The sequence below is a fragment of the Paracoccus sp. T5 genome (assembly GCF_048538155.2).
Lineage (GTDB): Bacteria > Pseudomonadota > Alphaproteobacteria > Rhodobacterales > Rhodobacteraceae > Paracoccus.
Map to the genome: position 1 here is coordinate 1,704,938 of NZ_CM135809.1, position 25,030 is coordinate 1,729,967.

The following is a 25,030-nucleotide window of genomic DNA, read 5'->3' on the forward strand; positions in this document are numbered from 1 at the left end:
GTAACCGGTTTGAAACTGCCCGAAGGAACGCAAATGGCTGACGATACGCGCAATCCCGCCCCCTATACCGAGGCCGACCTGGCGCTGATCAAGCGGATCATCCCGCACCGCTACCCGTTCCTGTTCATCGACAAGGTGCGCGACATCGTTCCCTTCGAGGGCGCGGTGGGCATCAAGAACGTGACCAGCAACGAGCCGCATTTCCAGGGCCACTTTCCCGATCACCCGATCATGCCGGGCGTCACCATCGTCGAGGCGATGGCCCAGACCGCCGCCATCGTCGTGGGCATCAGCATGAACGTGGTCGACAAGGAAATGCAGACCTATTTCATGGGCATCGACGGCTGCAAGTTCCGCCGCATGGTCGTGCCGGGCGATGTGCTGGAACTGCACTGCCGCGCCATCCGCGGCGGCGGCAAGATCTGGAAGTTCGAAGGGCGCGCGATGGTCGATGGCCAGCTTTGTGCCTCGGCCGAGTTCACCGCCATGATGGCGCCCAAGACCGATGGCTGAAGCGCGTATCCACCCTTCGGCCGTGATCGAGGAGGGCGCCCGGATCGCGCCAGGGGTCGAGATCGGGCCGTTCTGCGTCGTCGGATCCCAGGTCCGGCTGGCCGAGGGCGTGGTGCTGAAATCGCATGTTGTGATCGCGGGTGACACGTCCATCGGACCTGACACCATCGTCTTTCCCTTCGCCTCGATCGGTGAGGTGCCGCAGGACCTGAAGTTCCGGGGCGAGCATGTGCGGCTGGAGATCGGCGCCCGCAACCGCATCCGCGAATACGTGACCATGAATCCCGGCACCGAAGGCGGCGGCGGCGTCACCGTCGTGGGCGACGACGGGCTGTTCATGGCCGGGGCGCATGTGGCCCATGACTGCCGCATCGGCGACCGGGTGATCCTGGTGAACAACGCCTCGGTTGCCGGCCATTGCGTGCTGGAGGATGACGTGATCGTGGGCGGCCTGTCGGGCGTGCATCAATGGGTCCGCATCGGGCGCGGCGCGATGATCGGCGCGGTCAGCATGGTGACGGCCGACGTGATTCCCTATGGCCTGGTGCAGGGGCCGCGGGGGCATCTGGACGGTCTGAACCTGGTCGGCCTCAAGCGTCGCGGCGCCAGCCGGGCCGAGATCCTGGCGCTGCGCGACCTGCTGGGTGCCCTGGGCCAAGGGTCGTTCCGCGACACCGCACGCCGCCGCGCGAGCGGTGAGGTGACGGGGATGGAGCGCGATGTGCTGGACTTCATCCTGGGCCCGTCGGACCGCAGCTTTCTGGCGCCGCGGCCCGCATGAGCAGGATCGCGATCATCGCGGGCCAGGGGCGTCTGCCTGCGGTCGTGGCCGAGGGGCTGGACGATCCGGCCGTCTTCGCCTTGGACGGCTTTGCACCAGACGGTCTGGACGCGACCGTCTTTCGGCTGGAGCGGCTGGTGCCCTTCCTTGACGAGCTGATCCGTCGTGACCTGCGTCAGGTGGTCTTTGCCGGCGCCATCCGCCGCCCGCGCCTTGAGCCCGAGGCCTTTGATCCGCGCACGGTGCAGCTGGTCCCGCGCATCTTGGCTGCGATGCAGTCGGGGGATGACGCGGCCCTGCGGACGGTCCTCGATATCTTCGAGGAGAATGATCTAAGCATCTGCTCGGTCAGTGAAATACGGCCCGACCTCGTTCCGAACGAAGGTGTACTGGCAGGCCAGGTCTCGGATGCCGATCGACGCGATGCGGCGCGCGCTGCCGAAATCCTGTCGCAGACGGGGGTGTTGGACCTGGGTCAGGGTGTTGTCGTGGCGCAGGGGCTGTGCCTGGCGCTGGAAACCCTACCCGGGACCGCCGCGATGCTGGAATTTGCAGGCCGTCATCAGGGCCTGCGGCCGGATCCTTGCGGAGGGAAGGGCGTCTTCTACAAGGCCCCGAAGCTTGGCCAGGACCTGCGCATCGACCTGCCGACGCTTGGCCCCGACAGCGTGGATCAGGCGGCCGCCGCGGGACTGGCGGGCGTCGCCTGGCAGGCGGGCGGCGTCATCCTGATCGACCAGGCCGAGATGATCCGTCGCGCGGATGCGGCCGGCATTTTCCTTTGGGCAGCAGGACCCTTCGGCTGAAGACGGGGTGCGACCGGAAATGGCTGGCCTCGGCGCCTTGACCGACATACCCATGACCCGACAGCAGCAAGGCGGAGCGGCATGAAGTATTTCCTGATTGCGGGCGAACCTTCGGGCGACCAGCTGGGGATGTCGCTGATGCAGGGTCTGCGCCAGCTGGACCCGCAGGCTGGCTTTCTTGGCGTCGGAGGTGAAGCGATGACCGGGCAGGGGCTGCAGAGCCTTTTCCCGATGGACGAGCTGAGCCTGATGGGCATCTGGGAGGTCTTACCCAAGTACCGCCACCTGAAACGCCGCATCGCGCAGACGGCGCAGGCGGTCATCGACGCGTCACCCGATGTGCTGATCGGCATCGACAGTCCGGATTTCTGCCTCCGCGTGGCGCGGCTGGTGCGGGCGCGGCGGCCTGACCTGCGGACCGTTCACTACGTGGCGCCGTCGGTCTGGGCCTGGCGGCCCAAGCGGGCGGTGAAGATGGCGCAGGTCATCGACCATGTCCTGGCGATCCTGCCCTTCGAGCCGCCGCTGATGCAGGCGGCAGGCATGACCTGCGACTTCGTCGGCCATCCGGTTGCAACCGCCGAGGTGGCGGGGCCCGACGAGGGTGCGCTGTTCCGCAACGCCCATGGCATCGCCCCCGATGCGCCGGTGGTCCTGTGCCTGCCCGGATCCCGCAGGTCCGAGGTGTCGCGCCTCGGGTCCCGCTTTGACGAGGCGCTGATGCGGCTGCGCGACCGCGTGCCCGAGATCCGCGTCGTGCTGCCGACCGTGCCCGGCGTCGCGCAGATGGTCCGCGACATGACCCGCCGCTGGCCCACCGCCCCCATCGTCATCGAGGAGCCGGATGAAAAGCGCGCGGCCTTTGCCGCCGCGGACCTGGCGCTGGCGGCCTCCGGCACGGTCAGCCTGGAACTTGCGGCGAACCGCATTCCCATGGTGATCGGCTATGACATGGCGCCGCTGAGCCGGGTGATCGTGGGGCTGCTGCTGCGCACCGACACGGTCACGCTGGTCAACCTGGTCAGCGACACGCGCGCGGTGCCGGAATTTCTGGGCCGCAACTGCCAGCCAGGACCCTTGGCGCAGGCCCTGCAGACCGCGCTGGAGGATCCGCTGGCCCGCAAGGCCCAGTTGGATGCCATGGACCTGACCATGGACCGCTTGGGCAAGGGAGGAGAGGCGCCGGGCCTGCGCGCGGCGCGCTCGGTCATGGGGGCGATTACAGGACCGCGGTGACGATGATCTCGACCTTGTAGTCGGGGGTGGCCAGCGCCGATTCGCCGGTTGCGCGGGCGGGCGTGTGACCTTGGGGCACCCAGGCATCCCAGACCGCGTTCATCTCGGCGAAATCGGCCATGTCGGCCATCCAGACCTGGGCCGAGACGATGCGCGTCTTGTCGGTGCCCGCGCGCGCCAGAAGATCGTCGATCCGGGCCAGGATCGCGGTCGTCTGCGCCGTGACCGAGGTGCCCGGTTCGCCCACCTGGCCGGCCAGGAAGACGAAGCCGTTGGCGATGACGGCCTGGCTCATGCGGGCGCCGGTTTCGATGCGGGTGATGTCGCTCATTCAGGATGCTCCTTGAAACGCAAGAGGATCGGCGGTGGACCACCCCCCGCGCGATGCCGCGGCGACGCTATACGCGCCATCGGGCCGCAGCAAGGCGGCTTGCGGCTGTTTCTGCTTCGTTCTAATCTGCGCCCCATGACCGCCCAGCCCCTTCCCCTGCCGCCCATGCCCGGCCAGCCCCTTCCCCTGCCGCCCATGCCCGGCCAGCGCCTTGCCCGCGGGACGGGCCGGATGCTGCGCAGCATGGACCACGCGGTTCTGACCGAGTTCGTTCCCGCCCGCGGGCTGCGGGTCGACGTGATCAGCCTGGGCCCCAAGGGCGAACTGTGGATCGTCGAATGCAAGAGCGGCCGGGCCGATTTCCGGTCCGACCGCAAGTGGCAGGGCTATCTGGAATGGTGCGACCGCTATTTCTGGGCCGTGGACGGTGATTTCCCCGTGGACCTGCTGCCCGAGGATACGGGCCTGATCCGCGCAGACGCCTTTGGCGCCGAGATCCTGCGCATGGCACCCGAAACCCGGCTGGCCGGTGCGCGCAGGGTCAAGGTGCAGCGCGATTTTGCCCGCGCCGCAGCCCTGCGACTTCAGGGTCTGTGCGACCCCGATGCCTTCATCGCCGGGGCTTTTTAGCGCCGCCCGACTTGCCGCCCATGCTGCGGGCGGCATCCGCTGCGGCCAGCAGTTCCTCGGCGATCTCGGCCGCCTCCTCGGGATCGAAATCCATCGGCAGATCGACGCTCTCGCCCTGGATGTAGATGCGGACCATGCCCTGGTCCGTCGGCCCGATCTGCAGGTTGGCCGTGATGTCGCTTTCGCTGTTGATACCCATCGGATGTCCTTTCCCAATCAGAACTTTCTGTAGCGCGGTGGCATTTTCGCGGCAAGCAGGGCTTGCAACCGAGCGCGAGCGGGGCTAAAGAACCGCCCTGTGCCGCCTTAGCTCAGTTGGTTAGAGCGCTAGATTGTGGATCTAGAGGTCGCCCGTTCGAGACGGGCAGGCGGTACCACCTTCCCCCTGTCGGAACTGGACTTTCTGCGCTGCAGCATCTTGCGGCTGCCGCCTTCGGCTGACAGGCTGGTCCTGCATCCGGAACGGAGGGATCCATGGGCCTGCTGGGCATCTTCCTGTCGCTGATCTTGCTGATGTACTTGGCCTATCGCGGGATCACCGTGCTGGTGCTGGCGCCGCTGCTGTCGCTGATGGCGGTGATGATGTCGGGCGGCTTGCCGGTGCTGGCGACCTATACGCAGGTCTTCATGCAGTCGCTTGGCAGCTACGTCATCACCTATTTCCCGCTGTTCATGCTGGGCGCGATCTTTGGCAAGGTCATGGCCGATGGCGGGGCCGCGCGCAGCATCGCCGAATGGATCGTGGACAGGCTGGGGGCGGGGCGTGCCATCCTGGCGGTGGTGCTCTCCTGCGGGGTGCTGACCTATGGCGGGGTGTCGCTCTTCGTCGTGGCCTTTGCGGTCTATCCCATCGCCAACGCGCTGTTCCGACGCGCCGACATCCCCAAGCGGCTGCTGCCGGCGGCAATCGCCCTTGGCTCCTTCACCTTCACCATGACCGCCATTCCGGGGACGCCGGCGATCCAGAACGCGATCCCGATGCCCTTCTTTGGCACGAATGTCTTTGCCGCGCCGCTGCTGGGCAGCCTGGCGGGGATCATCATGCTGGCCGGCGGCACGCTGTGGCTGTCCGGGCGCGCAGCGGCCGCGGCGACCCGCGGCGAGGGCTATGGCCAGCACGAGGCGACCTCGGCCGATGCCAGCCTGCCCGAGGATGCGGATCTGCCGCCCTTTGCGCTGGCGATCCTGCCGGTCCTGTCGGTCATCGTCATCAACGCGGTGTTGACCTGGCTGGTCTTCCCCAATCTGACTGCCAGCTATCTGGCGCTGCCCGAATATGGCGGGACCGAGCTGGCCGCCGTTGCCGGCATCTGGGCGATCATCGTGTCGCTGGTCCTGTCCATCCTGCTGGCCATCGCGCTGAACCTGCGCCGCTTTGGGAATTTGCGCGAAAGCGTGAATGCCGGCACGATGGGGTCGCTGCTGCCGATCTTCAACACGGCGTCCGAAGTCGGCTATGGCGCCGTCATCGCCTCGCTGCCGGCCTTTGCGCTGATCCGCGACGTGGTGCTGGGCCTGTTTCCGGGCAACCCGGTCGCCTCGCTGGCGGTGGCGGTCAATGTGCTGGCGGGCATCACCGGATCCGCGTCGGGCGGCATGTCCATCGCGCTGAACACGCTTGGAGAGCAGTTCGCCGCGATGGGGCAGGCGCAGGGCATCAGCATGGAGCTGATGCACCGTGTCACAGCCCTGTCCTCGGGCGGGTTCGACGCGCTGCCGCACAATGGCGCGGTGATCACCCTGCTGGCCATCACCGGGCTGACCCACAGGAAAAGCTATGCCGACATCTTTGTCGTCGCCGTGGCGATCCCGCTGGTGTCGCTGGTCACCGTGATCGTGCTGGGCACGATCTTCTAGCGATAACCTTGGGCCTGCAGCTCGAACAGTTCCTTGTAGCGGCCGGGGCGGGACAGCAGTTCCTCATGGCTGCCCTGGTCCTGGACCCGTCCGCCCTCCAGCACGATGATCCGGTCGGCCATCCGCACCGACGAGAAGCGGTGAGAGATCAGCAGCGCCGTCCGCCCCTGCGTTAGGTCGCGGAACCGCAGGAAGACCTCGTATTCGGCCCGCGCGTCCAGCGCCGCTGTCGGTTCGTCCAGCACCAGCAGCTGCGCGTCCCGCATATAGGCGCGGGCGATGGCCAGTTTCTGCCATTCGCCGCCCGACAGGTCCAACCCGCGCGCGAAACGTTTGCCGACCATCTGGTCATAGCCCTGCGGCAGCTTGGCGATGACCTGGTCCGCCAGCGCGCGTTCGGCCGAGGCCACGATCCGCGGGCGGTCGTCGCGGGCGTCGATCCGGCCGATGGCGATGTTTTCCGCGGCGGTGACGGCATAGCGCACGAAGTCCTGGAAGATCACGCCCACCGTGCCGCGCAGCTGGTCCAGGTCATAGTCGCGCAGGTCGCGCCCATCCAGCGTGATGCGCCCCTCGTCCGGGTCATAAAGCCGCGCCAGCAGCTTGACGATGGTGGTCTTGCCGGCCCCGTTCTCGCCCACCAGCGCCACGGTTTCCCCGGCCCGCAGGTCCAGCGTCATGCCGCGCACCGCCCAGTCCTCGCGTCCCGGATAGCGGAAGCCGACGTTGTCAAAGCGAAAGCCCTGCCGGATCGGCTGCGGCACCGGCAGGGGATGGGCGGGCGATGCGATGACCGGCGTCGCGGTGAAGAAATCAAACAGGTCGTCCAGATACATCGCCTGTCCCGCCATGCTGGAAAAACTGGACAAAAGCCCCTCCAGCAGGCTGCGCAGCCGCAGGAAGCTTCCCGACAGGAAGGTCAGGTCGCCGATCGTCAGGGTGCCGGTCAGGGTCCGCGCGATGATCCACAGAAAGGCGCCGTAATAGGCCAGCGTGCCAAGCGCCGTCAGCAGCGCCATGACCGACAGCTGGCGGCGCTGGATGGCCCGGTTCTCGATGTAAAAGCGGCGGGCCAGCGTCAGATACCTGTCGCGCAGCCAAGGGCTTAGACCGAATATCTTCACCTCTTTCGCGGTTTCGGCGGTGGCCGCGATCATGCGCAGATAGTCGCGCTCGCGCCGGTCCGGCGCACGGGCATGGTTCAGCGCATAGGTGCGGGCGTTGAAGTGCATCTCGCCCAGCAGGGACGGGATCAGCGCCAGCCCCAGCAGCAGCACCAGCCAAGGATTGTAGATCAGCAGGCCGATGGCAAAGCTGGCCACCGTCACCACGTCCTGCAACTGCTGCATGATCTGGTTCAACAGCGGGATGCGGCCCATGGTCTGGCGGCGGGCGCGGTCCAGCCGGTCCTGGAAGGACGCATCCTCGAAACTGGCCAGGTCCAGCCCCGCGGCGTGGTCCATCAGCCGGATCGAGATGTCGATCACCAGCTTTTCCTGCAGCAGCGCGTCGGCATAGCTGACCAGCCGCCCCAGGATGTCCTGCGCCAGCGCCAAACCCAGCTCCAGCGCCACCAGCGTGATCACCGGGCCGGCCAGGCCGCTGTCCCACCAGCCCGGCAGCGTCGTGGGTGCCTGCGGCAGCGCCGACAGCGCCACGACCTGGTCGATGATCAGCTTGCCGACCCACAGCATCGCCACCGGGATCAGCGCGCGCATCAGCCGCAGCGCGATCATCGCCAGGGTCAGGCCGGGGCTGGCGCGCCAGACCATCGCCAGAAAGGGCGGAATGTTCTTCAGGGCGGCCCACCGCGCCGCATAGCCGGGCGTGGCGGGCGTACCCAGGTCAGGCGGCATCGGCACTCCGCGCGCGGTCGATCTCGGCCTGTGTCAGGGGCCCGGGAAAATGGCAGGCCACGGCGTGATCCCCGCCCAGCAGTGCCGGAACCTCGGCCGCGCAGCGCGCCTGCGCCCGCGGGCAGCGGGTGCGGAAGACGCAGCCCGAGGGCGGGTTCATGGGCGAGGGCAGGTCGCCCGTCAGCGGCACGATGGTCTTGGCCGTCTCGATCGTGGGATCGGGGACCGGCACGGCCGACAGCAGCGCCTGCGTATAGGGGTGCTGGGGGGCGCCATACAGGTCGTGCGAGGATGCGATTTCCATCACCTTGCCCAGATACAGGACCATCACGCGGTCGCTGATATGTTTCACGACACTCAGGTCATGCGCAATGAAGATCAGCGACAGGCCCAGATCCTTCTGCAACCGGATCAGCAGGTTGATGACCTGCGCCTGGATCGACACGTCCAGCGCCGACACGGGTTCGTCGCAGATGATCAGCCGCGGCTCCACGATCAGGGCGCGGGCGATGCCGATGCGCTGGCACTGGCCGCCGCTGAATTCATGGGGATAACGGTTGATCTGGTTGGACAGCAGGCCGACCTTTTCCATCATCGCCTTGACGCGGTCGCGCACCTCGGTCCGGCCAAGGTCGGGGCGGTGCGTGGTCAGGGGTTCGGCGATGATCTGGCCCACGGTCATGCGCGGGTTCAGGCTGGCCAGCGGGTCTTGGAAAACCATCTGGATGTCCTGGCGATAGGCCATCATCTGGCGCGGGGTCAGCGCCAGCAGGTCGCGCCCGTCCACCCATTGCGCCTTGCCGGTCGCGGGGACCAGCCCGATCAGGGCGCGGGCCAAGGTGGATTTGCCGCAACCGGATTCGCCCACCACACCAAGGGTTTCCCCGGGCCGAAGGGTGAAGTCCACCCCCGCAACCGCGTGCAGCGGATGGGGCTTGGCCCAGGGCAGGTCGCCCTCGCGCCGGATCTGGAAGGTCACGCGCAGGTCGCGCACGTCAAGCAGCTGGCTCATTTCTGTCCCTCCACGGTGCTGGGGGTTCCGGCGGCACCGGCGCCGGCCACGGCGCCCCGCGGGATCGGCTGAAGCGGGTCCGCGCCGGGATGTGCGGCAGGTTGGTCGTCGCCGGGATCGCGCAGGGTCTGGCGGGCCAGGACCTCGGGCACCGGGGCGTGGCAGGCGCGGGCGCGCAGGGGCGCGAACTCGGCCAGCGGCGGGTCGTCGCTGATGCAGATGTCGCGCCGATAGGGGCACCGCGGCTGGAAGGCGCAGCCCGAAGGCGGGCGGCTCATGTTCGGGGGCTGGCCCGGAATGGCGCGCAGCTCGTCGTCGTCCTGGTCCACGCGCGGGATCGCGTCCAGCAGGCCTTGGGTGTAGGGATGGGTCGGTTCGGCAAAGATCGGCCCCACCGGCCCGGTCTCCCGGATGCGCCCGCCGTACATGACCGCCACGCGTTCGCAGCTGCCGGCCACAACGCCCAGGTCATGGGTGATCAGGATCATCGCCATGCCGAAGTCGCGCTGCAGATCGGACAGCAGCCGCATGATCTGCGCCTGCACAGTCACGTCCAGCGCGGTCGTGGGCTCGTCCGCGATCAGCAGTTTCGGCCGGCACAGCAGCGCCATCGCGATCATCACCCGCTGGCGCATGCCGCCGCTGAATTCATGGGGATAAAGCCGCACGCGCCCCTTGGCATCGGGAATCTTGACCGCGTCCAGCATGCGCACGGCTTGCGTGACAGCCTCGCGCTTGGACATGCCCTTGTGGAGGGTCAGCACTTCGGCCATCTGGTCGGCCACGCGCATGTAGGGGTTCAGCGAGGTCATCGGGTCCTGAAAGATCATCGCCATCTGTTCGGCGCGGATCCGGTTCAGGACCTTGGGCCGGGCGTTCAGGATTTCCTGCCCGTCAAAGGTCACGCTGCCGCTGGCGCGGCCGTTCCGGGCCAGCAGACCCATGATCGCGAAGGACAGCTGCGACTTGCCGCTGCCGGATTCGCCGACGATGCCCAGGGTCTCGCCCTGGTCCACGGTCAGGTTGACGTTGTTGACCGCCCGCACCTCGGCGTCGTTGGTCTGGAAGCGGACCGAGAGGTCGGTGATGTTCAGCAGGGCCATCTCAGCGCTCCTTCGGGTCAAGGGCATCGCGCAGGCCGTCGCCCACGAAGAAGAACCCGAACAGGGTGATGACGAAGAAGAACAGCGGGAACAGCAGCTGCCACAGCGTGCCATAGTTCATCGTGCCCGCGCCTTCCGAGATCAGCGCCCCCCAGCTGGTCAGCGGTTCCTGGACGCCCAGGCCCAGAAAGCTGATGAAGCTTTCGGTCAGGATCATCAGCGGCACCAGCAGCGTCGCATAGACCGCCACCACGCCCAGCAGGTTCGGCACGATGTGGCGGATGATGATGCGGAAGGACGAGACGCCCGTGGCCCGCGCGGCCTCGATGAATTCGCGGTTCTTCAGCGACAGGGTCTGGCCGCGCACGATGCGGCTCATGTCCAGCCAGGAGATCAGGCCGATCCCCAGGAACAGCATCGACATCGACCGCCCGAACATCACCAGCAGCAGGATCAGCACGAACATGTAGGGGATCGACATCAGGATATCGACCGTGCGCATCATGATCTGGTCGGTGCGTCCGCCCACATAGCCGGCTGTCGCGCCGTAAAGCGTGCCGACGACGACCGCGATGCCGGCGCCCACGATGCCGACCATCAGGCTGATCTGCGTGCCCTGGACGACGCGCGCATAAAGGTCCCGGCCCAGGTTGTCGGTGCCGAAATAATGGCCGTTCTCCAGCGAGGGCTGGCCCAGCTGGGCCACCTGGCCCATGATGCTGAAATCCAGCTCCTCGTTCGACCACTGTGCGAATTGCCCGCCCAGGATCGCGAACAGCGCCACCAGGACCAGGATGGTCAGGCCCAGCATGGCGGCCCTGTTCTTCCAGAAGCGGCGGCGGGCATCGGCCCAGGGGCTGCGGCCCTTGACCTCGTCCTGGACCAGCCGGTCGGACAGGGACTGCATCTTTGTCTGATCGATCACCATGACCTCAGTACCTGATCTTGGGGTCGATCCACGCGTAAAGCACATCGACGATGAGATTGAAGAGGATGGTCAGCGCGCCCACCAGGATGGTGACGCCCATCATCACGGCATAGTCGCGGTTCAGCGCGCTATCGACAAAGGCCTTCCCGATGCCGCCGGTCGAGAAATAGATGTCGATCACCACCGATCCAGTGATCATCGACACGAAGACCGGGCCCAGGTAGCTGATCACCGGCAGCATCGCGGGCTTCAGCGCGTGGCGGATGATGACGCGATGTTCGGGCATGCCCTTGGCGCGGGCGGTGCGGATGTGGTTCGAGCCCAGCACCTCCAGCATCGAGGACCGGGTGATGCGCGCGATCGAGGCCATGTAGCTGGTGGCCAGCGCGATCACCGGCATGATCCAGAAGCTGGGATCGGTAAAGCTCCAGCCGCCGCCGGGCAGCAGCCGGTACCAGAGCGTGAAGACCAGCACCAGCAGCGGCGCCATGACGAAGTTCGGAAGAACCTGCGCGCCGATCGAGATGCCGACGGCCAGGTAGTCGACCCAGCTGTTGTGCCAGATCGCGGCCACCACGCCCAGGGAGACGCCCAGGACGACCGCCGCCACGAAGGACAGCCCGCCATAAGTCAGGGTCACGGGAAAGCCCGCCGCGATCAGCTGGTTCACGCTGCGGTCGGGATAGACAAAGCTGGGGCCGAAGTCGAAATGGACGACGATCCCGTAGAGATAGTTCCAGATCTGCTGCCACAGCGGGTCGTTCAGCCCGTACTGGGCCTCCAGGTTGGCCAGGACCTGCGGGGGCAGGGCGCGCTCTCCGGTGAAGGGGCCGCCGGGTGCCAGATGCATCAGCACAAAGGAAAAGACGATCAGCAACAGCAGCGTGGGTACCGCCACCGCCAGTCGTCGCAAGATGAATGCGAACATCGCGAAGGGACTTTCCTGCGGAATCGAGGAATCGGGAAGGCCGAGGCGGGTAAGCCCGCCCCGGCCTATGCTGTCATGTCAGGATCGTCACTCGTCGGTGCGATACAGGTCCTTGGCGTACCAGGTGTTCAGCAGGTTCTCGCGCGGGAGGCCCTTGATCGCGGGGTTGATCATGTCGACCTTGGCATAGTGATAGACGAAGACGGCCGGAACCTCCTCGGCCAGGATCTCCTCGGCGCGCTGATAGAGCGGCGTCGTGTCCTCGGCCGTGGCGGCCTCGGCCAGCAGGCGGTCATATTCCTCGTTCGACCACTTGCCGCTGTTGTAGCCGTCGGTGCGGAACCAGTCCAGGAAGGTCGATGCCTCGTTATAGTCGGCGCACCAGGCATAGCGCGCGACCTCGAAGTCCTGGTTCTGCAGGCGGTCGGTATGGACCTTCCACTCGACGTTGTTCAGCTCGATCTCGATGCCCAGGGGGCGCCAGAACTGCTGGGCCGCAATGGCCAGCAGGCGGTGGCTGTCGTCGGTGTTGTACTGCAGCTGCAGCTTGACCGGGTTGTCGGGACCGTATCCGGCCTCGGCCAGCAGCTCGCGCGCGCGGGCCATGCGGTCTTCCTGGCTCATCCCGGCCATCCCGCCCTCGGGCGCGGCAAAGCCGTTGATGGCCCAGTGGGTCCAGCTATAGGCGGGGCGCTGTCCGCCCTGCAGCACCTGGTCCACGATCACCTCGCGGTTCAGGCCAAGCGCCAGGGCCTCGCGGACGCGCTGGTCCTTCAGCACCTCGGGACCCTTTTCCGACAGGTTCAGCACATAGGCATAGGAGCAGCCATAGGGCACTGACACGGCCTGGTCGGGGAACTGTTCCGACAGGCGCGGGAACTGGCCGGCGGGGATCTGCACGCGGTCCAGCTCTCCGGCCTGATAGCGGGTCAGGGCGACGTTGTTGTCATTGACGGTGACGCCGCGGACGGTCTCCATCAGGACGTTCTCGGCGTCCCAGTATTCGGGGTTCTTCTGAAAGGCGATCTCGACGCCCAGGTTGTGGCTGGCCAGGGTATAGGCGCCGTTGCCGACCAGGTTCTGGGGCTGCGTCCAGGCATCGCCATGTTCCTCGACCACGGCGCGCGGCACGGGATAGGCGGTGGTGTGGGACAGCGTGTTCAGGAAATAGGGCGTGGGCTTGGACAGTGTCACTTCCAGCGTCTTGTCGTCGACCGCCCGGACGCCCAGCTGGTCAGGCGCCATCTCGCCCGCGACCACGGCGCTGGCGTTCTCGATGTTCATCAGCTCCATGTACCAGGCATATTCCGACGCCGTCTCCGGGTTCACGACGCGCTGCCAGGCATAGACGAAGTCCTGGGCCGTCACCGGCTCTCCGTTCGACCAATTGGCGTCGCGCAGCTTGAACGTGTAGGTCAGCTGATCGTCGCTGACCTCGTGGCTCTCGGCCATGCCGGGTACCATCGCGCCCGAGGCATCCTCGATCATCAGCCCCTCGAACAGCGAACGGAGCGCATCCGAGCCTTCGACATCCGTGTTCTTGGCCGGGTCCAGCGACTTGATCGCGTCCAGCAGCCAATAGGTATAGGTCTGGTTTTCGGCCAGGGTCTCGCCGTCGGCGGGCTGGACGGCATAGGCCGGCATCGCCAGCGTGGCGATGAGGGCGGTGGTTGCGAAAAGCTTGGTCATCCCAACTCCTCCAAGTTGTGTGTCGGCATTTTGTTCACCGGAATTCGCCGACGTTACGCAAAGCCCGGGCACAGGCAAGCCGCGATTGCCGCTTTCAAAGCCGCCCGCCCTGTGGAAAAGATGCCCGCATGACGGACAGGGGATATATCACGCTGGTCACCGGCGGCGCGCGGTCGGGAAAGTCGGCACTGGCCGAGCGGCTGGTTGCACGCCATGCAATGCCGCGCATCTACATCGCCACCGCCGAGGCGCGCGACGGCGAGATGGGCGAAAGAATACAGCAACATCAGAACAGTCGCGGCGAAGGCTGGATCACGGTCGAGGAACCGCTGGACCTGGCGGGCGCGCTGATCCGCACGGAGGGGCAGGGTGTGCGACTGGTCGATTGCCTGACGCTGTGGATGTCGAACTGCATGGGTTCGGCGGATATCGGCGCGCTTCTGGTGACGTTACGTCAGCAAAGCTGTCCTGTTGTGCTGGTCACCAATGAGCTGGGCCAGGGGATCGTTCCCGACAATGCGCTGGCGCGGCGGTTCCGCGACGATCATGGGCGGATGAATCAGGCAGTGGGCGACCTGGCCGACGAGGTCTGGATGGCGGTCAGCGGCCAGCCCCTGCGGCTGAAACCTGCACGAGAGGCGATTGATGAGCGACTTTGACGAAGGCGCGGCCGAGGCTGCCCGGGCGCGCCAGGCGCAGCTGACGAAACCGGCGGGATCGCTTGGCCGGCTGGAGGAACTGGCCATCTTCATGGCCGGCTGGCAGGGCCGCGAACGGCCCCGGCTGGACCGTGCGCAGGCGCTGGTCTTTGCGGGCAACCATGGTGTCGTGGCGCAGGGGATCACGCCCTTTCCCGCCGCGGTGACAGCGGCCATGGTCGCCAATTTCCAGGCGGGCGGCGCGGCGATCAATCAACTCTGCCGCACGGCGGGTGCGGACCTGCGGGTCGTGGCGCTGGACCTGGAGCGCCCGACCGGCGACTTCACCCAAGGCCCAGCGATGAGCGCGGCCGAGGTTCAGGACGCCATGACCCGCGGTGCCGACGCGGTCGACCCGCAGGCGCAGGTCCTGATCCTGGGAGAGATGGGCATCGGCAATTCCACCGTCTCGGCGGCGCTGGCGGCCGCGAGCTGCGGCGGACGTGCCGAGGATTGGGTCGGACCCGGCACCGGCGCGCAGGGCGAGATGCTGGCCGCCAAGGTGCACGTGGTGACCGAAGGGCTGGCCCTGCATGCCCCCGCGACCACGGCCGAGACGCTGGCGGCGTTCGGCGGGCGGGAGCAGGCGGCGATCTGCGGCGCGATCCGCCGCGCGCGCGACTTGCGCATTCCCGTCATCCTCGACGGCTTCATCTGCACGGCGGCAGCGGCGGTGCTGACGCGGGACGATTCCCAGGCGCTGGCCCATTGCCTGATCGGCCACGAAAGCGCCGAGCCCGGCCACAGGCGCCTGATCGCGGCGCTGGCGATGCAGCCGGTCCTGTCGCTGGACATGCGGCTTGGCGAAGGTTCGGGCGCGGCGCTGGCCCTGATGGTGCTGCGCGCGGCGCTCGACTGCCACAACGGCATGGCCACCTTTGCCGAGGCTGGGATTGGCTAGGGTCCACCAGCTGCTGCTGGCGCTGGTCTTCCTGACACGGCTGCCGCTTGGCCGCCTTCTGCCGCCCCGCCTGCTGCCGCTGTCAGGGGCGGCCTGGGCCTTTCCTTTGGCCGGCGCGATCGTCGGCGCCATTGCGGGCCTACCCTTGTGGCTGCTGGGGCCGGGGCTGCTGCCGGCGGCGCTGTCGGTGACGCTGGCGGTCTGGCTGACAGGCGCGCTGCACGAGGATGCCTTGGCCGATTTCGCCGATGCCGGCGGCGGGCGCGACCGGGCGGACCGTCTGCGGATCATGCGCGACTCCACCATCGGCAGCTATGGCGCAATGGCCCTGGTCTCTATCAGCCTGCTGCGCGTCGCGGCGGTGGCGCTGCTGGGGCCGTTGGCCCTGGTGGGCGCGGCGGCGCTTGGGCGGGTTGCGCCGGTGCTGCTGATGCGCAGCCTGCCGCCCGCGCGGGCCGATGGGCTGGGGCAGGGGGCGGGCCACCCCTCGCGCCGCGGGGTCGCGGTCGCTGCGATCATCGGCGTGAGCCTGCTGATCCTGACCGCCCCCTCGGCAGGCGCCGGGCTTTTGGCGCTGCTGCTGGCAGGCGTCGCCGTGGTCGCCGTGTCCCGCCGCGCCTGCCGCCTGCTGGGCGGCCAGACCGGCGATGTTCTGGGCGCAGCGGCCATTTTGGCCGAGACCTCGGCCCTTCTGGGCATGGCCATCTTGACGTAGCGGCATCCGGTCGAAAAACTTGACCGGTCGGGCCCCGATGGCCCATACCCCGGGGGCAAAGAACCACCGGATCAACCGGTCACCCTGCCCCGTCACGGGCAGCGCCTTGAGGGAGAGAGATATCATGGGCGGCCTTTTGGCCCTGTCGCGCGGCATCGACCGCGTCACCACCGTGATCGGCCGCAGCGTGGCTTGGCTGATCCTGCTGGCGATCGTCGTCAGCGCGGTCAATGCCATCGTCCGCAAGGTCTTCAGCATGTCCTCCAACGCCTGGCTGGAACTGCAGTGGTATCTCTATGGCGGCGCCTTCATGCTGGCGGCGGCCTATACGCTGCTGGAGAACGAGCATATCCGCATCGACATCATCTATGGCCGCTGGTCGCGCAGGGCGCAGCACTGGATCGACCTTGTCGGCACGCTGCTGTTCCTGCTGCCCTTTACGGGCATCATGCTGTGGCTGACTTGGCCCGCCTTCACCCGCAGCTGGTTCAACGGAGAGATCTCGATGAACGCGGGCGGGCTTGCGCTGTGGCCCGCGCGCGGCATCCTGGTGCTGGGTTTCGGCCTGCTGTTCGCCCAGGGCATCTCGGAGCTGATCAAGAAGATCGCCATCATGCGCGGCAGGATCCCCGACCCCCACCACCATGTCTCGCCCCACGAGGCCGGGCTGAAAGAGGCCGGCCTGATGACCGCGGGCCGTGACCAGGACCTGGCGGCCGACACGCCGCCCTCCGACCCGGAGAACCGCGCGTGATCGACCTCATCGCCCATAACTTGGCCCCCATCATGTTCTTCTCGATGGTGGGCTTCCTGCTGCTCGGCTATCCGATCGCCTTTGCCCTGGCGGCGAACGGCCTTCTGTTCTTCTTCTTCGGGGTCTTCCTGACGCCGCTCAGCGACCAGGTGAACCTGGGCTGGAACCTGCTGGGCGCACTTGGCGACCGCGTCTTTGGCGTCATGCGCAACGACACGCTGCTGGCCATTCCGTTCTTCACCTTCATGGGGATCGTGCTGGAACGGTCGCGCATGGCCGAGGAGCTGCTGGACACGATCGGACAGCTGTTCGGCCCCGTCCGCGGCGGCCTGGCCTATGCGGTGATCCTGGTCGGCGCGCTGCTGGCGGCCACGACCGGCGTCGTCGCGGCCTCGGTGATCTCGATGGGCCTGATCTCGCTGCCGATCATGATGCGCTATGGCTATGACAAGCGCATCGCCTCGGGCGTGATCACCGCCTCGGGCACCTTGGCGCAGATCATCCCGCCCTCGCTGGTGCTGATCGTGCTGGCGGACCAGCTGGGCCGTTCGGTGGGCGACATGTACAAGGCCGCGATGGTGCCCGCGCTGGCGCTGACGGGCGTCTATATCGTCTATGTGATGGTCATGTCGGTGATCCGTCCGAATTCCATGCCGGCCCTGCCGCCCGAGGCGCGGCCCCTGGGGTCGGGCGGCTGGTCGCTGATCCTGGCGATCCTGGCGGCCGTCGGCATCTACTGGCTGACCGAACGCTGGCTGGGCGCCTCCCTGGGCGATGACAGCGCCATCTGGGCCGCCGCCCTGACGGTGCTGATCATGCTGGCCCTGGCGATGATCGACCGCAGCCTCAAGCTGAACGTGATGTCGCCGATGACCCGGGAGGTCATCATCGTGATGATCCCGCCCCTGGCGCTGGTCTTCCTGGTGCTGGGCACGATCTTCCTGGGCATCGCCACCCCGACCGAGGGCGGCGCGATGGGCGCCATGGGCGCGCTGATCCTGGCGGGCCTCAAGAGGCGGCTGTCCCTGGGCATCGTGAATCAGGCGCTGCTGTCGACCGTGCGCCTGTCGGCCTTCGTCATGTTCATCCTGATCGGGGCCACGGTCTTTTCGCTGACCTACTACTCGATCAACGGCCATATCTGGGTCCGCGACCTGCTGACCGCGCTGCCGGGCGGCGAATACGGCTTCCTGATCGCCGTCTGCGCGATCATCTTCTTCCTGGCCTTCTTCCTGGACTTCTTCGAACTGGCCTTCGTCATCGTGCCGCTGCTGATCCCGGCTGCCAATGCGCTTGACATCGACCTGGTGTGGTTCGGGGTGATCCTGGCGGTGACGATGCAGACCTCGTTCCTGACGCCGCCGGTGGGGTTCGCGCTGTTCTATCTGCGATCGGTCGCGCCCCGGAAACCTTATCAGGACAAGGTCACCGGCAAAATGATGTCCGAGGTCTCGACCCTCGACATCTATCGCGGCGCCGCGCCCTTCGTGGGGCTGCAGGTCCTGATGATCGCCGCGGTGATCGCCTTCCCCGGCATGGTCATGCACTACAAGGGGCCGGTCGTGGACATGTCGAACGTGCGGATCGAGATCCCGATGGGCGGCGGCGGTCTGGGCGGTGGCCTTGGGGGCGGTCTGGGCGGCGGGCTGGGCCAGCAGGGTCAGTCCGGCCAGCAGGGCAGTGGCGGCTTTGGATCGCTTGGTGGCCTGGGCGGCTCCCCCTTCGGCCAGCAGCAGCCGGCCCCGGCGCAGCCTGCGCCCGATGCGGCTGCTCCGGCCGAGGCCCCTGTGCCGCAGGAGGGCGGTGCGGCACCCGGCGGCTTGGGCCTGGGCCTGGGCGGCCCGCCGCCCGGCCTGTCGGGCAACTGACCCGCAACCCCGGGTCCCGGACATGAAAAAGCCGCCGCGACAGGATCGCGGCGGCTTTCTTCTTTTCAGTCGGTTCAGCTCTTGGATGCCAGGGCACCGTTGCGCTGCTGGATCATCATGAAGGTATCGAAGGTGTATTCCGCGGTCTGCTGGTACAGGTACCAGTCGTCGCGGAACTGCAGCATCGCCTCGTACTGCGTCTTGAACGCCTCGTTCTCGGCCGAGATCTCGTCATAGACCTCGTTCGCGGCGGCGAAGGAGGCTGTCAGGATCTCCTCGCTGAAGGACCGCAGCTGCGCGCCCGATCCGACCAGTTCCTTCAGGGCGGTCGGATTCAGATAGTCGTATTTCGCCAGCATGTTCTGGTCGGTCGCCTGCGCGGCGGTGCGGAACAGCGACTTGTAGCTGTCGGGCAGTCCGTCCCACTGGCCCTTGTTCACGAAGAAGCTGACCGTCGGCCCGCCTTCCCAGAAGCCGGGATAGTAGTAATAGGGCGCGACCTTCTGGAAGCCCAGCTTGCTGTCGTCATAGGGTCCGACCCATTCGGCCGCGTCGATCGTCCCGCGTTCCAGCGAGGGATAGATGTCGCCGCCGGCGATCTGCTGCGGCACGACGCCCAGCTTTTCGACGACCCGGCCCGCCAGGCCCGAGATGCGCATCTTCAGGCCCTGCAGGTCGGCCAGCGAGTTGATTTCCTTGCGGTACCAGCCGCCCATCTGCACGCCGGTATTGCCGCCCGGATAGCTGACCAGGTCATACTGCTCGAGGAAGGTGTTGTAGTTCTCGATGCCGCCGCCCTGATAGTTGTAGGCAGACTTGGCGCGGGCCGAGAAGGTGAAGGGCAGGTCGGCGCCGCAGGCGAAGGCCGGGTCCTTGCCCCAGTTGTAATAGCCCACCGAATGCGAGCATTCGACGGTGCCGTCGGTCGTCGCGTTGATCGCGTCGAGACCCGGGACGATCTCTCCGGCCGAGAAAACCTGGATCTGGAAGCGGCCATCGGTCGCCTCGGACAGGCGCTTGGACAGCTCCTCGGCGCCGCCATAGATCGTGTCCAGAGACTTGGGGAAGGACGAGGCCAGCCGCCAGTTGATCTGGGGTGCCTCTTGCGCGATGGCGGGTGCCGCCAGCACGCTTCCCGCCGCGGCCGCCGCGCCACCCACGGTGGCCTTTGTCAGAAAGGACCTGCGGCCCAAGTTTTTGGATTGGTTCATGTATCTCTCCCTTGGCTCGGGTCGGGTGGCCCCTTTGGTCCAGAAGAACCCGCCCAGCATGAGCGGCAGTTTAGCCCCAGTTCCGGGCCTGTCGAGTGTCGTGCGCACCTCGACGGCTAAATATTGATCGGCTGGTCGAAAACACCCGGCGCGGTTCCATCTGGACGATTGCCGGTTCTGCGGCGCGGGGCTAACAATCGGGCGGCTGGACAGTTCGGCCAAGGGGGACGCGTCATGGGGATCGAGGATTGGCAGCCCGACCTTGAGGGGCAGGGCGGCCCCAAGTTCCGGGCGCTGGCCAATGCGCTGCGCGAGGCGGCGCGGTCCGGCCAGCTGGTGCCGGGGACGCGCCTGCCGCCGATGCGCGATCTGGCCTGGCGGCTGAAGGTGACCACCGGGACGGTGGCGCGCGCCTATCAGGTCGCGGCCTCCGAAGGCGTCATCGAAAGCCATGTCGGCCGCGGCAGCTTCATCGCCGTCCCGCGCCCCCGTCAGCCGGCACCGCAGCCGCTGCTTTACGAAAGCCTGGATGCCCCGGCGCGGCCGGACGGGCCGGTGGATCTGCGCATCCCACAGCTGCCAGATTGCGGCCAGCCCGCGATCATCGGCGCCCATCTTGCCGCCGTGGCCCAAGCTCTGGGATCGTCGGTGCTGGATTACACGCCGCTCAGCCAGGACCTGGACTGCCGCCAGGCGCTGCTGGACTGGCTGTCGCCCCGGAACCTGGGCCCGGTGGAGGTCTCGGACCTGGTGCTGACGCAGGGCGGCCAGCATGCGATCACGCTGGTGATGTCGCTGTGCCTGGCCGACCGGCCCGCCAAGGTCATGGCCGAGGCGCTGACCTATCCCGGCATGCGCCATGCCGCGCGGCTGATGCGGGCCGAGACGCTGCCGGTGGCGATGGACGAGCAGGGATTGCGCCCCGATGACCTGGACCGGGTGGCGCGCCGGTCAGGGGCGCGGCTGGTCTGCCTGACGCCCTCGGCCCAGAACCCGACACTGGCCGCGATGGACACACCCCGCCGGATGGAGATCGTCGAGGTGGCGCGGCGCCACGACCTGCAGATCCTGGAGGATGAGTGCTATGCCGCGAACCCCCGCCCGGACGCACCGCCGACCCTTCGCAGCCTTGCACCCGAGCGGGTCTGGCATGTCTCCAGCCTGTCCAAGATCATCGCTGCCGGCCTGCGCTTCGGCATGCTGATCTGTCCCGAGGGAATGGGGCAGTCCGGGCGCGTTGCGGCCCAGCACAGCCACATGGGCCTGTCGCTGCCGATCACGGGGCTGGTGACGCGGCTGATGACCTCGGGCGATGCGGTGCGGATCGCGGACAAGGTCAAGGATCAGGTCGAGGATCGCCGGCTGCTGGCCCTGCAGCAGCTTGGCGGATTGCGGCCGGTCAGCCAGCCGGGCGTGCCGATGCTGTGGCTGCCGCTGCCGGCGCCTTGGCGGGCCCAGAATCTGGTGGCACGGGCGGCGGGGGCGGGCGTCTTTGTGCGGCCGGCCAGCGATTTCACCGCCTCGGGCACTGATGATGCGGGGGTGGAGGGTGTGCGGATCGCGCTGAACTGCCGGATGCCGCGCGAAAGGCTGGCCGAGGCGCTGTCCCTGCTGGGTCAGATGACCGCGGCGGGCCCGCAGGTCTGCCCCGCCTGAAGGAGCGCGCGACCGGCCGGAACCGGTCGCGCAAAAGGATCAGCGCAGGATGCTGCGGCCTGCATATTCGGCGGTGGCGCCCAGCATTTCCTCGATGCGGATCAGCTGGTTGTATTTCGCCAGCCGGTCCGAACGCGCCAGCGATCCGGTCTTGATCTGGCCGCAGTTGGTGGCGACCGCCAGGTCAGCGATGGTCGCGTCCTCGGTCTCGCCCGAACGGTGCGACATCACGCTGGTAAAGCCCGCGCGGTCGGCCATGCGCACGGCGTCCAGCGTTTCCGACAGCGTGCCGATCTGGTTGACCTTGACCAGCAGGCTGTTGCCGCAGCCCTTGGCGATGCCCTCGGCCAGGCGCCTGGGGTTGGTCACGAACAGGTCGTCGCCGACCAGCTGGATGCGGTCGCCCAGCTTGTCGGTCAGCATCTTCCAGCCGTCCCAATCATCCTCGGCGCAGCCATCCTCGATCGACAGGATCGGATAGGCGTCGCAGAGCGCGGCCAGGTAGTCGACGTTCTCGGCCGGCGACAGGGATTTCCCTTCGCCCTTCATCTCGTACTTGCCGCCCCTGAAATATTCGGTCGAGGCGCAGTCCAAGGCCAGCATGATGTCGTCGCCGGGCTTGTAGCCGGCCTTTTCGATGGCCTTCAGGATGAAGTCCAGCGCATCGCGGGTAGAGGACAGGTTGGGGGCAAATCCGCCCTCGTCGCCGATGCCCGTGGACAGGCCCGCCGCCGACAGTTCCTTCTTCAGGGTGTGGAAGATTTCCGACCCCATGCGCACGGCCTCGCGGATGTTCTCCGCGGCGACGGGCATGATCATGAATTCCTGGATGTCGATCGGGTTGTCGGCATGTTCGCCGCCGTTGATGATGTTCATCATCGGGACCGGCAGGATGCGCGCCGCGGTGCCGCCCACATAGCGGTAGAGCGGCTGGTTCGTGGCCTCGGCCGCGGCCTTGGCCACCGCCATCGACACGCCCAGGATCGCGTTGGCGCCAAGGCGGCCCTTGTTGGGCGTGCCGTCCAGCTCGATCATCATGGCGTCGATGGCGCGCTGCTCGGTCGAATCCTCGCCGATGAGGGACTCGGCGATCTCGCCGTTCACGGCCGCCACGGCCTCCAGCACGCCCTTGCCCATGTAGCGGGCCTTGTCGCCGTCGCGCTTCTCGACCGCCTCATGCGCGCCCGTGGATGCACCCGACGGCACCGCGGCGCGGCCCATCGTTCCGTCTTCCAGCGTCACGTCGACCTCGACGGTCGGGTTGCCCCGGCTGTCCAGGATTTCACGGGCGAAAATGTCGATGATGGCAGTCATGAAGCCCTCCGTTGATCTGCGTCGCGGACTTCATAGCGGGCCGGGGGTCTATCCGAAAGTCGCAATATTCAGGGCAACTTGATCCGTGCCCAGATAGGCAGGTGGTCCGAGGCGTCGCGCGCCTCGGGCGTGTTGAAGACGCCCGTCTCGATCAGGTCCAGGTTGCGCGACATGGCCATCCGGTCCAGCCGCAGCTGCGGCAGCGGCGCCGGATAGGAGGGACCGGGCGCGATGATCCGGAACCCCGCCAGCGATTCCAGGCCGCGATCGTCGCGCCATTCGTTGAAATCGCCCATCATCACGATGTGATCTTCCGAGATGCGGGCCGCCTGCGCGGTGATCCGCGCCAGCTGCGCCCGGCGGGACGAGCGTGCCAGGCCCAGATGGACGCCGATCACGGTCAGGCCCGGCAGGCGCAGCGCCACCGCGCCGCGCGGCTCCAGCCCCGGCAGCGGCAGGCGGCGCAGGACCGCGATTTCGGCCAGGTGGGGACGCATCAGGATCGTCTGCCCGTGCCAGCCCAGGCTGCTGTCGGTGGTCCCGGTCAGCCGCGCCGGCACTAGTCCCGTTTCGGACTGGATCAGCTTGCGGGGCAGGGCCTCGGGGCGGACGCCATAGCGGAAATCGACCTCCTGCAGGGCAATGATGTCGGGGTCCAGCGCCCGGATGACCGCCAAGTTGCGTTCCGGCGCATGGGGACCGGTGACGCCCCGGCACTTGTGCAGATTGTAACTGGCCAGTTTCAGCATTGTCCGCGCATTCGTCCCGCTGTCATGTCACCCGATCCTTGCGACTTTTGCGTCCACCGCAAGAGCGGTCGCACGATGCCGGCCTCAGGTACCGCAGAAGGTATGATGGACCACCTCCTGCTCCAGCGGGGCATGGGACAGGTCTGCCCAATCGTCGCGCAGATCGCGCGGATGCGTGACCGCCTCGAAGAGCCTGTTGAAGGTGGACATGTCGCCCGCCACGGCGGATTCGATCGCCGCCTCGATCCGGTGGTTGCGCGGGATGCGGCGCGGGTTGGCCTGCAGCATCATCGCCTGGTCGGGCGACAGCGCCTGCCAGTCGCGCGCCCAGGCGTCGAAGGCCGCGCGGTCGGTGAACTCGTCCCGTGCGGTGCCGTCCGAGAGGCCGGCGAAGACGCGGGTGAAATCGCCGCGCTGCTGCGCCATCAGCGACAGCAGGGCTTCGATCAGCGGGCGGTGCGGCTCTCCCTCGATGCCCAGCTTGGCGCCGAACCGGCGCATCCAGGCCGCCTGGTAAAGCGGCGCGAAGCGGTGGACCGAGGCAGTCGCGGCCTCGACCGCGGCCTCCTCCTCCCCCATCAGCGGGATCAGGCAGGTCGCGAACTGTGCCAGGTTCCAGACCGCGATCTGCGGCTGGTTGGCCCAGGCATAGCGTCCTGTCCGGTCGATCGAGGAAAAGACCGTCGCCGGGTGATAGGCATCCATGAAGGCGCAGGGGCCATAGTCGATCGTCTCGCCCGAAATGGCCATGTTGTCGGTGTTCATCACCCCGTGGATGAAGCCCAGCGACATCCAATGGGCGATCGTCTCGGCCTGCCGCGCGACGACGCGGTCCAGCAGGTCCAGCGCGCCCGTGGCATCGGGATAGTGGCGGGCGATCACGTGGTCGGTCAGGGCCGCCAGCGCATCCTGGCGGTCGCGGACCGCGAAATACTGGAAGGTGCCGACCCGGATATGGCTGGAGGCCACGCGCGTCAGGACCGCGCCGGGCAGCCCGCCCTGTTCGCGCCAGACCATGTCGCCGGTGGCCACCGCCGCAAGGGCGCGGGTCGTGGGCACATCCATCGCCGCCATGAACTCGCTGACGGCATATTCGCGCAGCACCGGGCCCATCCAAGCGCGCCCGTCGCCGCGGCGCGAAAACGGCGTCGGCCCGGAACCCTTCAGCTGCAGGTCGAAGCGCGCGCCATCCGGGGCCACGACCTCGCCCAGCAGCACCGCGCGCCCGTCGCCCAGTTGCGGGACGAAACCGCCGAACTGGTGCCCGGCATAGGCCTGCGCGATCGGCTCGGCCCCCGGCGGCAGGGCATTGCCGGCCAGCATCTCGACACCGGGGCCCGAGGCCAGCAGGTCCCGGTCCAGCCCCAGCCGGTCCGCCAGCGGCCCGTTCAGCGCCAGAAGCCTGGGCGCCGAGACGGGGGTCGGGTTGACGCGGGCGAAGAAGCCCTCGGGCATCCGGGCATAGCTGTTGTCGAAACGGATCATCGCGGTCTC

General features: G+C 67.5%; 24 protein-coding genes and 1 tRNA gene. 13 read left to right on the forward strand and 12 right to left on the reverse strand.

Translation table 11 applies throughout. From position 1 onward, the window contains the following. The first annotated feature begins 33 nt into the window (after positions 1-33). The 4 genes from fabZ (at position 34) to lpxB (ending at position 3,336) form a co-directional block, all read left to right on the forward strand. A complete protein-coding gene (fabZ, locus tag ACNR9W_RS08405) occupies positions 34-513 on the forward strand; it encodes a 3-hydroxyacyl-ACP dehydratase FabZ (protein ID WP_111301822.1) in 480 nt (159 codons plus the stop codon). Then, positions 506-1,294, forward strand: coding sequence for an acyl-ACP--UDP-N-acetylglucosamine O-acyltransferase (gene lpxA / locus ACNR9W_RS08410; protein WP_419267824.1), 789 nt, complete (start codon positions 506-508; stop codon positions 1,292-1,294). Before fabZ ends, lpxA begins: the two co-directional genes overlap by 8 nt. Then, the gene (locus tag ACNR9W_RS08415; protein ID WP_419267823.1) at positions 1,291-2,100 is read left to right on the forward strand and encodes an LpxI family protein; all 810 of its coding nucleotides are present in this window, start codon (positions 1,291-1,293) and stop codon (positions 2,098-2,100) included. The genes lpxA and ACNR9W_RS08415 overlap by 4 nt, the downstream gene beginning before the upstream one ends. An 81-nt stretch (positions 2,101-2,181) precedes the next feature. Further along, on the forward strand, positions 2,182-3,336 hold the full coding sequence (lpxB, locus tag ACNR9W_RS08420; protein WP_419267822.1) for a lipid-A-disaccharide synthase: 1,155 nt from the start codon (positions 2,182-2,184) through the stop codon (positions 3,334-3,336). Here the strand turns inward: lpxB and ACNR9W_RS08425 are convergent. After that, entirely contained in the window at positions 3,320-3,667 is a 348-nt protein-coding gene (locus tag ACNR9W_RS08425; RefSeq protein WP_419267821.1) for a RidA family protein, read from the reverse strand. The genes lpxB and ACNR9W_RS08425 overlap by 17 nt on opposite strands. Before the next feature lie 165 nt (positions 3,668-3,832). Between ACNR9W_RS08425 and ACNR9W_RS08430 the strand changes: the two genes are divergently transcribed. After that, complete coding sequence (locus ACNR9W_RS08430; RefSeq protein ID WP_419267846.1) at positions 3,833-4,297, forward strand: MmcB family DNA repair protein; 465 nt, start codon at positions 3,833-3,835, stop codon at positions 4,295-4,297. On the opposite strand, the gene ACNR9W_RS08435 is transcribed toward ACNR9W_RS08430, so the two are convergent. Then, positions 4,278-4,496, reverse strand: a complete 219-nt coding sequence (locus tag ACNR9W_RS08435; RefSeq protein WP_419267820.1) for a DUF6324 family protein — start codon at positions 4,494-4,496, stop codon at positions 4,278-4,280. The two genes, ACNR9W_RS08430 and ACNR9W_RS08435, sit on opposite strands and share 20 nt — an antisense overlap. Before the next feature lie 101 nt (positions 4,497-4,597). Here ACNR9W_RS08435 and ACNR9W_RS08440 point away from each other — a divergent pair. Continuing rightward, positions 4,598-4,674 (forward strand) — tRNA-His (locus ACNR9W_RS08440). 97 nt (positions 4,675-4,771) lie between these two features. Beyond that, positions 4,772-6,154, forward strand: a complete 1,383-nt coding sequence (locus tag ACNR9W_RS08445) for a GntP family permease (RefSeq protein ID WP_419267819.1) — start codon at positions 4,772-4,774, stop codon at positions 6,152-6,154. On the opposite strand, the gene ACNR9W_RS08450 is transcribed toward ACNR9W_RS08445, so the two are convergent. From ACNR9W_RS08450 to ACNR9W_RS08475, 6 genes are all read right to left on the reverse strand, one after another. Next, a complete protein-coding gene (locus ACNR9W_RS08450) occupies positions 6,151-8,010 on the reverse strand; it encodes an ABC transporter ATP-binding protein (protein ID WP_419267818.1) in 1,860 nt (619 codons plus the stop codon). The genes ACNR9W_RS08445 and ACNR9W_RS08450 overlap by 4 nt on opposite strands. Continuing rightward, complete coding sequence (locus ACNR9W_RS08455; protein WP_419267817.1) at positions 8,000-9,022, reverse strand: oligopeptide/dipeptide ABC transporter ATP-binding protein; 1,023 nt, start codon at positions 9,020-9,022, stop codon at positions 8,000-8,002. The genes ACNR9W_RS08450 and ACNR9W_RS08455 overlap by 11 nt, the downstream gene beginning before the upstream one ends. Beyond that, entirely contained in the window at positions 9,019-10,125 is a 1,107-nt protein-coding gene (locus ACNR9W_RS08460; protein ID WP_419267816.1) for an oligopeptide/dipeptide ABC transporter ATP-binding protein, read from the reverse strand. The genes ACNR9W_RS08455 and ACNR9W_RS08460 overlap by 4 nt, the downstream gene beginning before the upstream one ends. A gap of 1 nt (position 10,126) precedes the next feature. Continuing rightward, a complete protein-coding gene (locus ACNR9W_RS08465; protein ID WP_419267815.1) occupies positions 10,127-11,053 on the reverse strand; it encodes an ABC transporter permease subunit in 927 nt (308 codons plus the stop codon). A gap of 4 nt (positions 11,054-11,057) precedes the next feature. Beyond that, positions 11,058-11,981: an oligopeptide ABC transporter permease OppB gene (gene oppB / locus ACNR9W_RS08470; protein ID WP_419267814.1), complete on the reverse strand. Its 924-nt coding sequence runs from the start codon at positions 11,979-11,981 to the stop codon at positions 11,058-11,060. Positions 11,982-12,068: 87 nt separating this feature from the next. Next, positions 12,069-13,670, reverse strand: coding sequence for a peptide ABC transporter substrate-binding protein (locus ACNR9W_RS08475; protein WP_419267813.1), 1,602 nt, complete (start codon positions 13,668-13,670; stop codon positions 12,069-12,071). Positions 13,671-13,798: 128 nt separating this feature from the next. Between ACNR9W_RS08475 and cobU the strand changes: the two genes are divergently transcribed. The 5 genes from cobU (at position 13,799) to ACNR9W_RS08500 (ending at position 18,606) form a co-directional block, all read left to right on the forward strand. Next, positions 13,799-14,329, forward strand: coding sequence for a bifunctional adenosylcobinamide kinase/adenosylcobinamide-phosphate guanylyltransferase (gene cobU, locus ACNR9W_RS08480; protein ID WP_419267812.1), 531 nt, complete (start codon positions 13,799-13,801; stop codon positions 14,327-14,329). Further along, a complete protein-coding gene (cobT, locus tag ACNR9W_RS08485) occupies positions 14,316-15,269 on the forward strand; it encodes a nicotinate-nucleotide--dimethylbenzimidazole phosphoribosyltransferase (RefSeq protein ID WP_419267811.1) in 954 nt (317 codons plus the stop codon). Before cobU ends, cobT begins: the two co-directional genes overlap by 14 nt. After that, entirely contained in the window at positions 15,262-15,984 is a 723-nt protein-coding gene (gene cobS, locus ACNR9W_RS08490) for an adenosylcobinamide-GDP ribazoletransferase (RefSeq protein WP_419267810.1), read from the forward strand. The genes cobT and cobS overlap by 8 nt, the downstream gene beginning before the upstream one ends. Positions 15,985-16,108: 124 nt before the next feature. After that, positions 16,109-16,738: a TRAP transporter small permease subunit gene (locus ACNR9W_RS08495; RefSeq protein WP_419267809.1), complete on the forward strand. Its 630-nt coding sequence runs from the start codon at positions 16,109-16,111 to the stop codon at positions 16,736-16,738. Then, positions 16,735-18,606 (forward strand): TRAP transporter large permease, encoded by a 1,872-nt coding sequence (locus ACNR9W_RS08500; RefSeq protein ID WP_419267808.1) that lies wholly within the window; start codon positions 16,735-16,737, stop codon positions 18,604-18,606. Before ACNR9W_RS08495 ends, ACNR9W_RS08500 begins: the two co-directional genes overlap by 4 nt. A gap of 74 nt (positions 18,607-18,680) precedes the next feature. Here the strand turns inward: ACNR9W_RS08500 and ACNR9W_RS08505 are convergent, their stop codons facing one another. Further along, positions 18,681-19,799 carry a TRAP transporter substrate-binding protein gene (locus ACNR9W_RS08505; protein WP_419267845.1) on the reverse strand — a complete coding sequence of 373 codons (1,119 nt, stop codon included), beginning with the start codon at positions 19,797-19,799 and terminating at the stop codon, positions 18,681-18,683. 252 nt (positions 19,800-20,051) lie between these two features. Here ACNR9W_RS08505 and ACNR9W_RS08510 point away from each other — a divergent pair, with 252 nt between their 5' ends. Continuing rightward, the gene (locus tag ACNR9W_RS08510) at positions 20,052-21,473 is read left to right on the forward strand and encodes an aminotransferase-like domain-containing protein (RefSeq protein ID WP_419267807.1); all 1,422 of its coding nucleotides are present in this window, start codon (positions 20,052-20,054) and stop codon (positions 21,471-21,473) included. Between the two features lie 39 nt (positions 21,474-21,512). Here ACNR9W_RS08510 and eno read toward each other — a convergent pair whose 3' ends face one another. From eno to ACNR9W_RS08525, 3 genes are all read right to left on the reverse strand, one after another. Further along, a complete protein-coding gene (gene eno / locus ACNR9W_RS08515) occupies positions 21,513-22,787 on the reverse strand; it encodes a phosphopyruvate hydratase (protein ID WP_419267806.1) in 1,275 nt (424 codons plus the stop codon). A 68-nt stretch (positions 22,788-22,855) separates the two neighbouring features. After that, on the reverse strand, positions 22,856-23,536 hold the full coding sequence (locus ACNR9W_RS08520; protein WP_419267805.1) for an endonuclease/exonuclease/phosphatase family protein: 681 nt from the start codon (positions 23,534-23,536) through the stop codon (positions 22,856-22,858). Between the two features lie 84 nt (positions 23,537-23,620). Further along, a complete protein-coding gene (locus ACNR9W_RS08525; protein ID WP_419267804.1) occupies positions 23,621-25,021 on the reverse strand; it encodes a protein adenylyltransferase SelO in 1,401 nt (466 codons plus the stop codon). Positions 25,022-25,030: the final 9 nt, after the last annotated feature.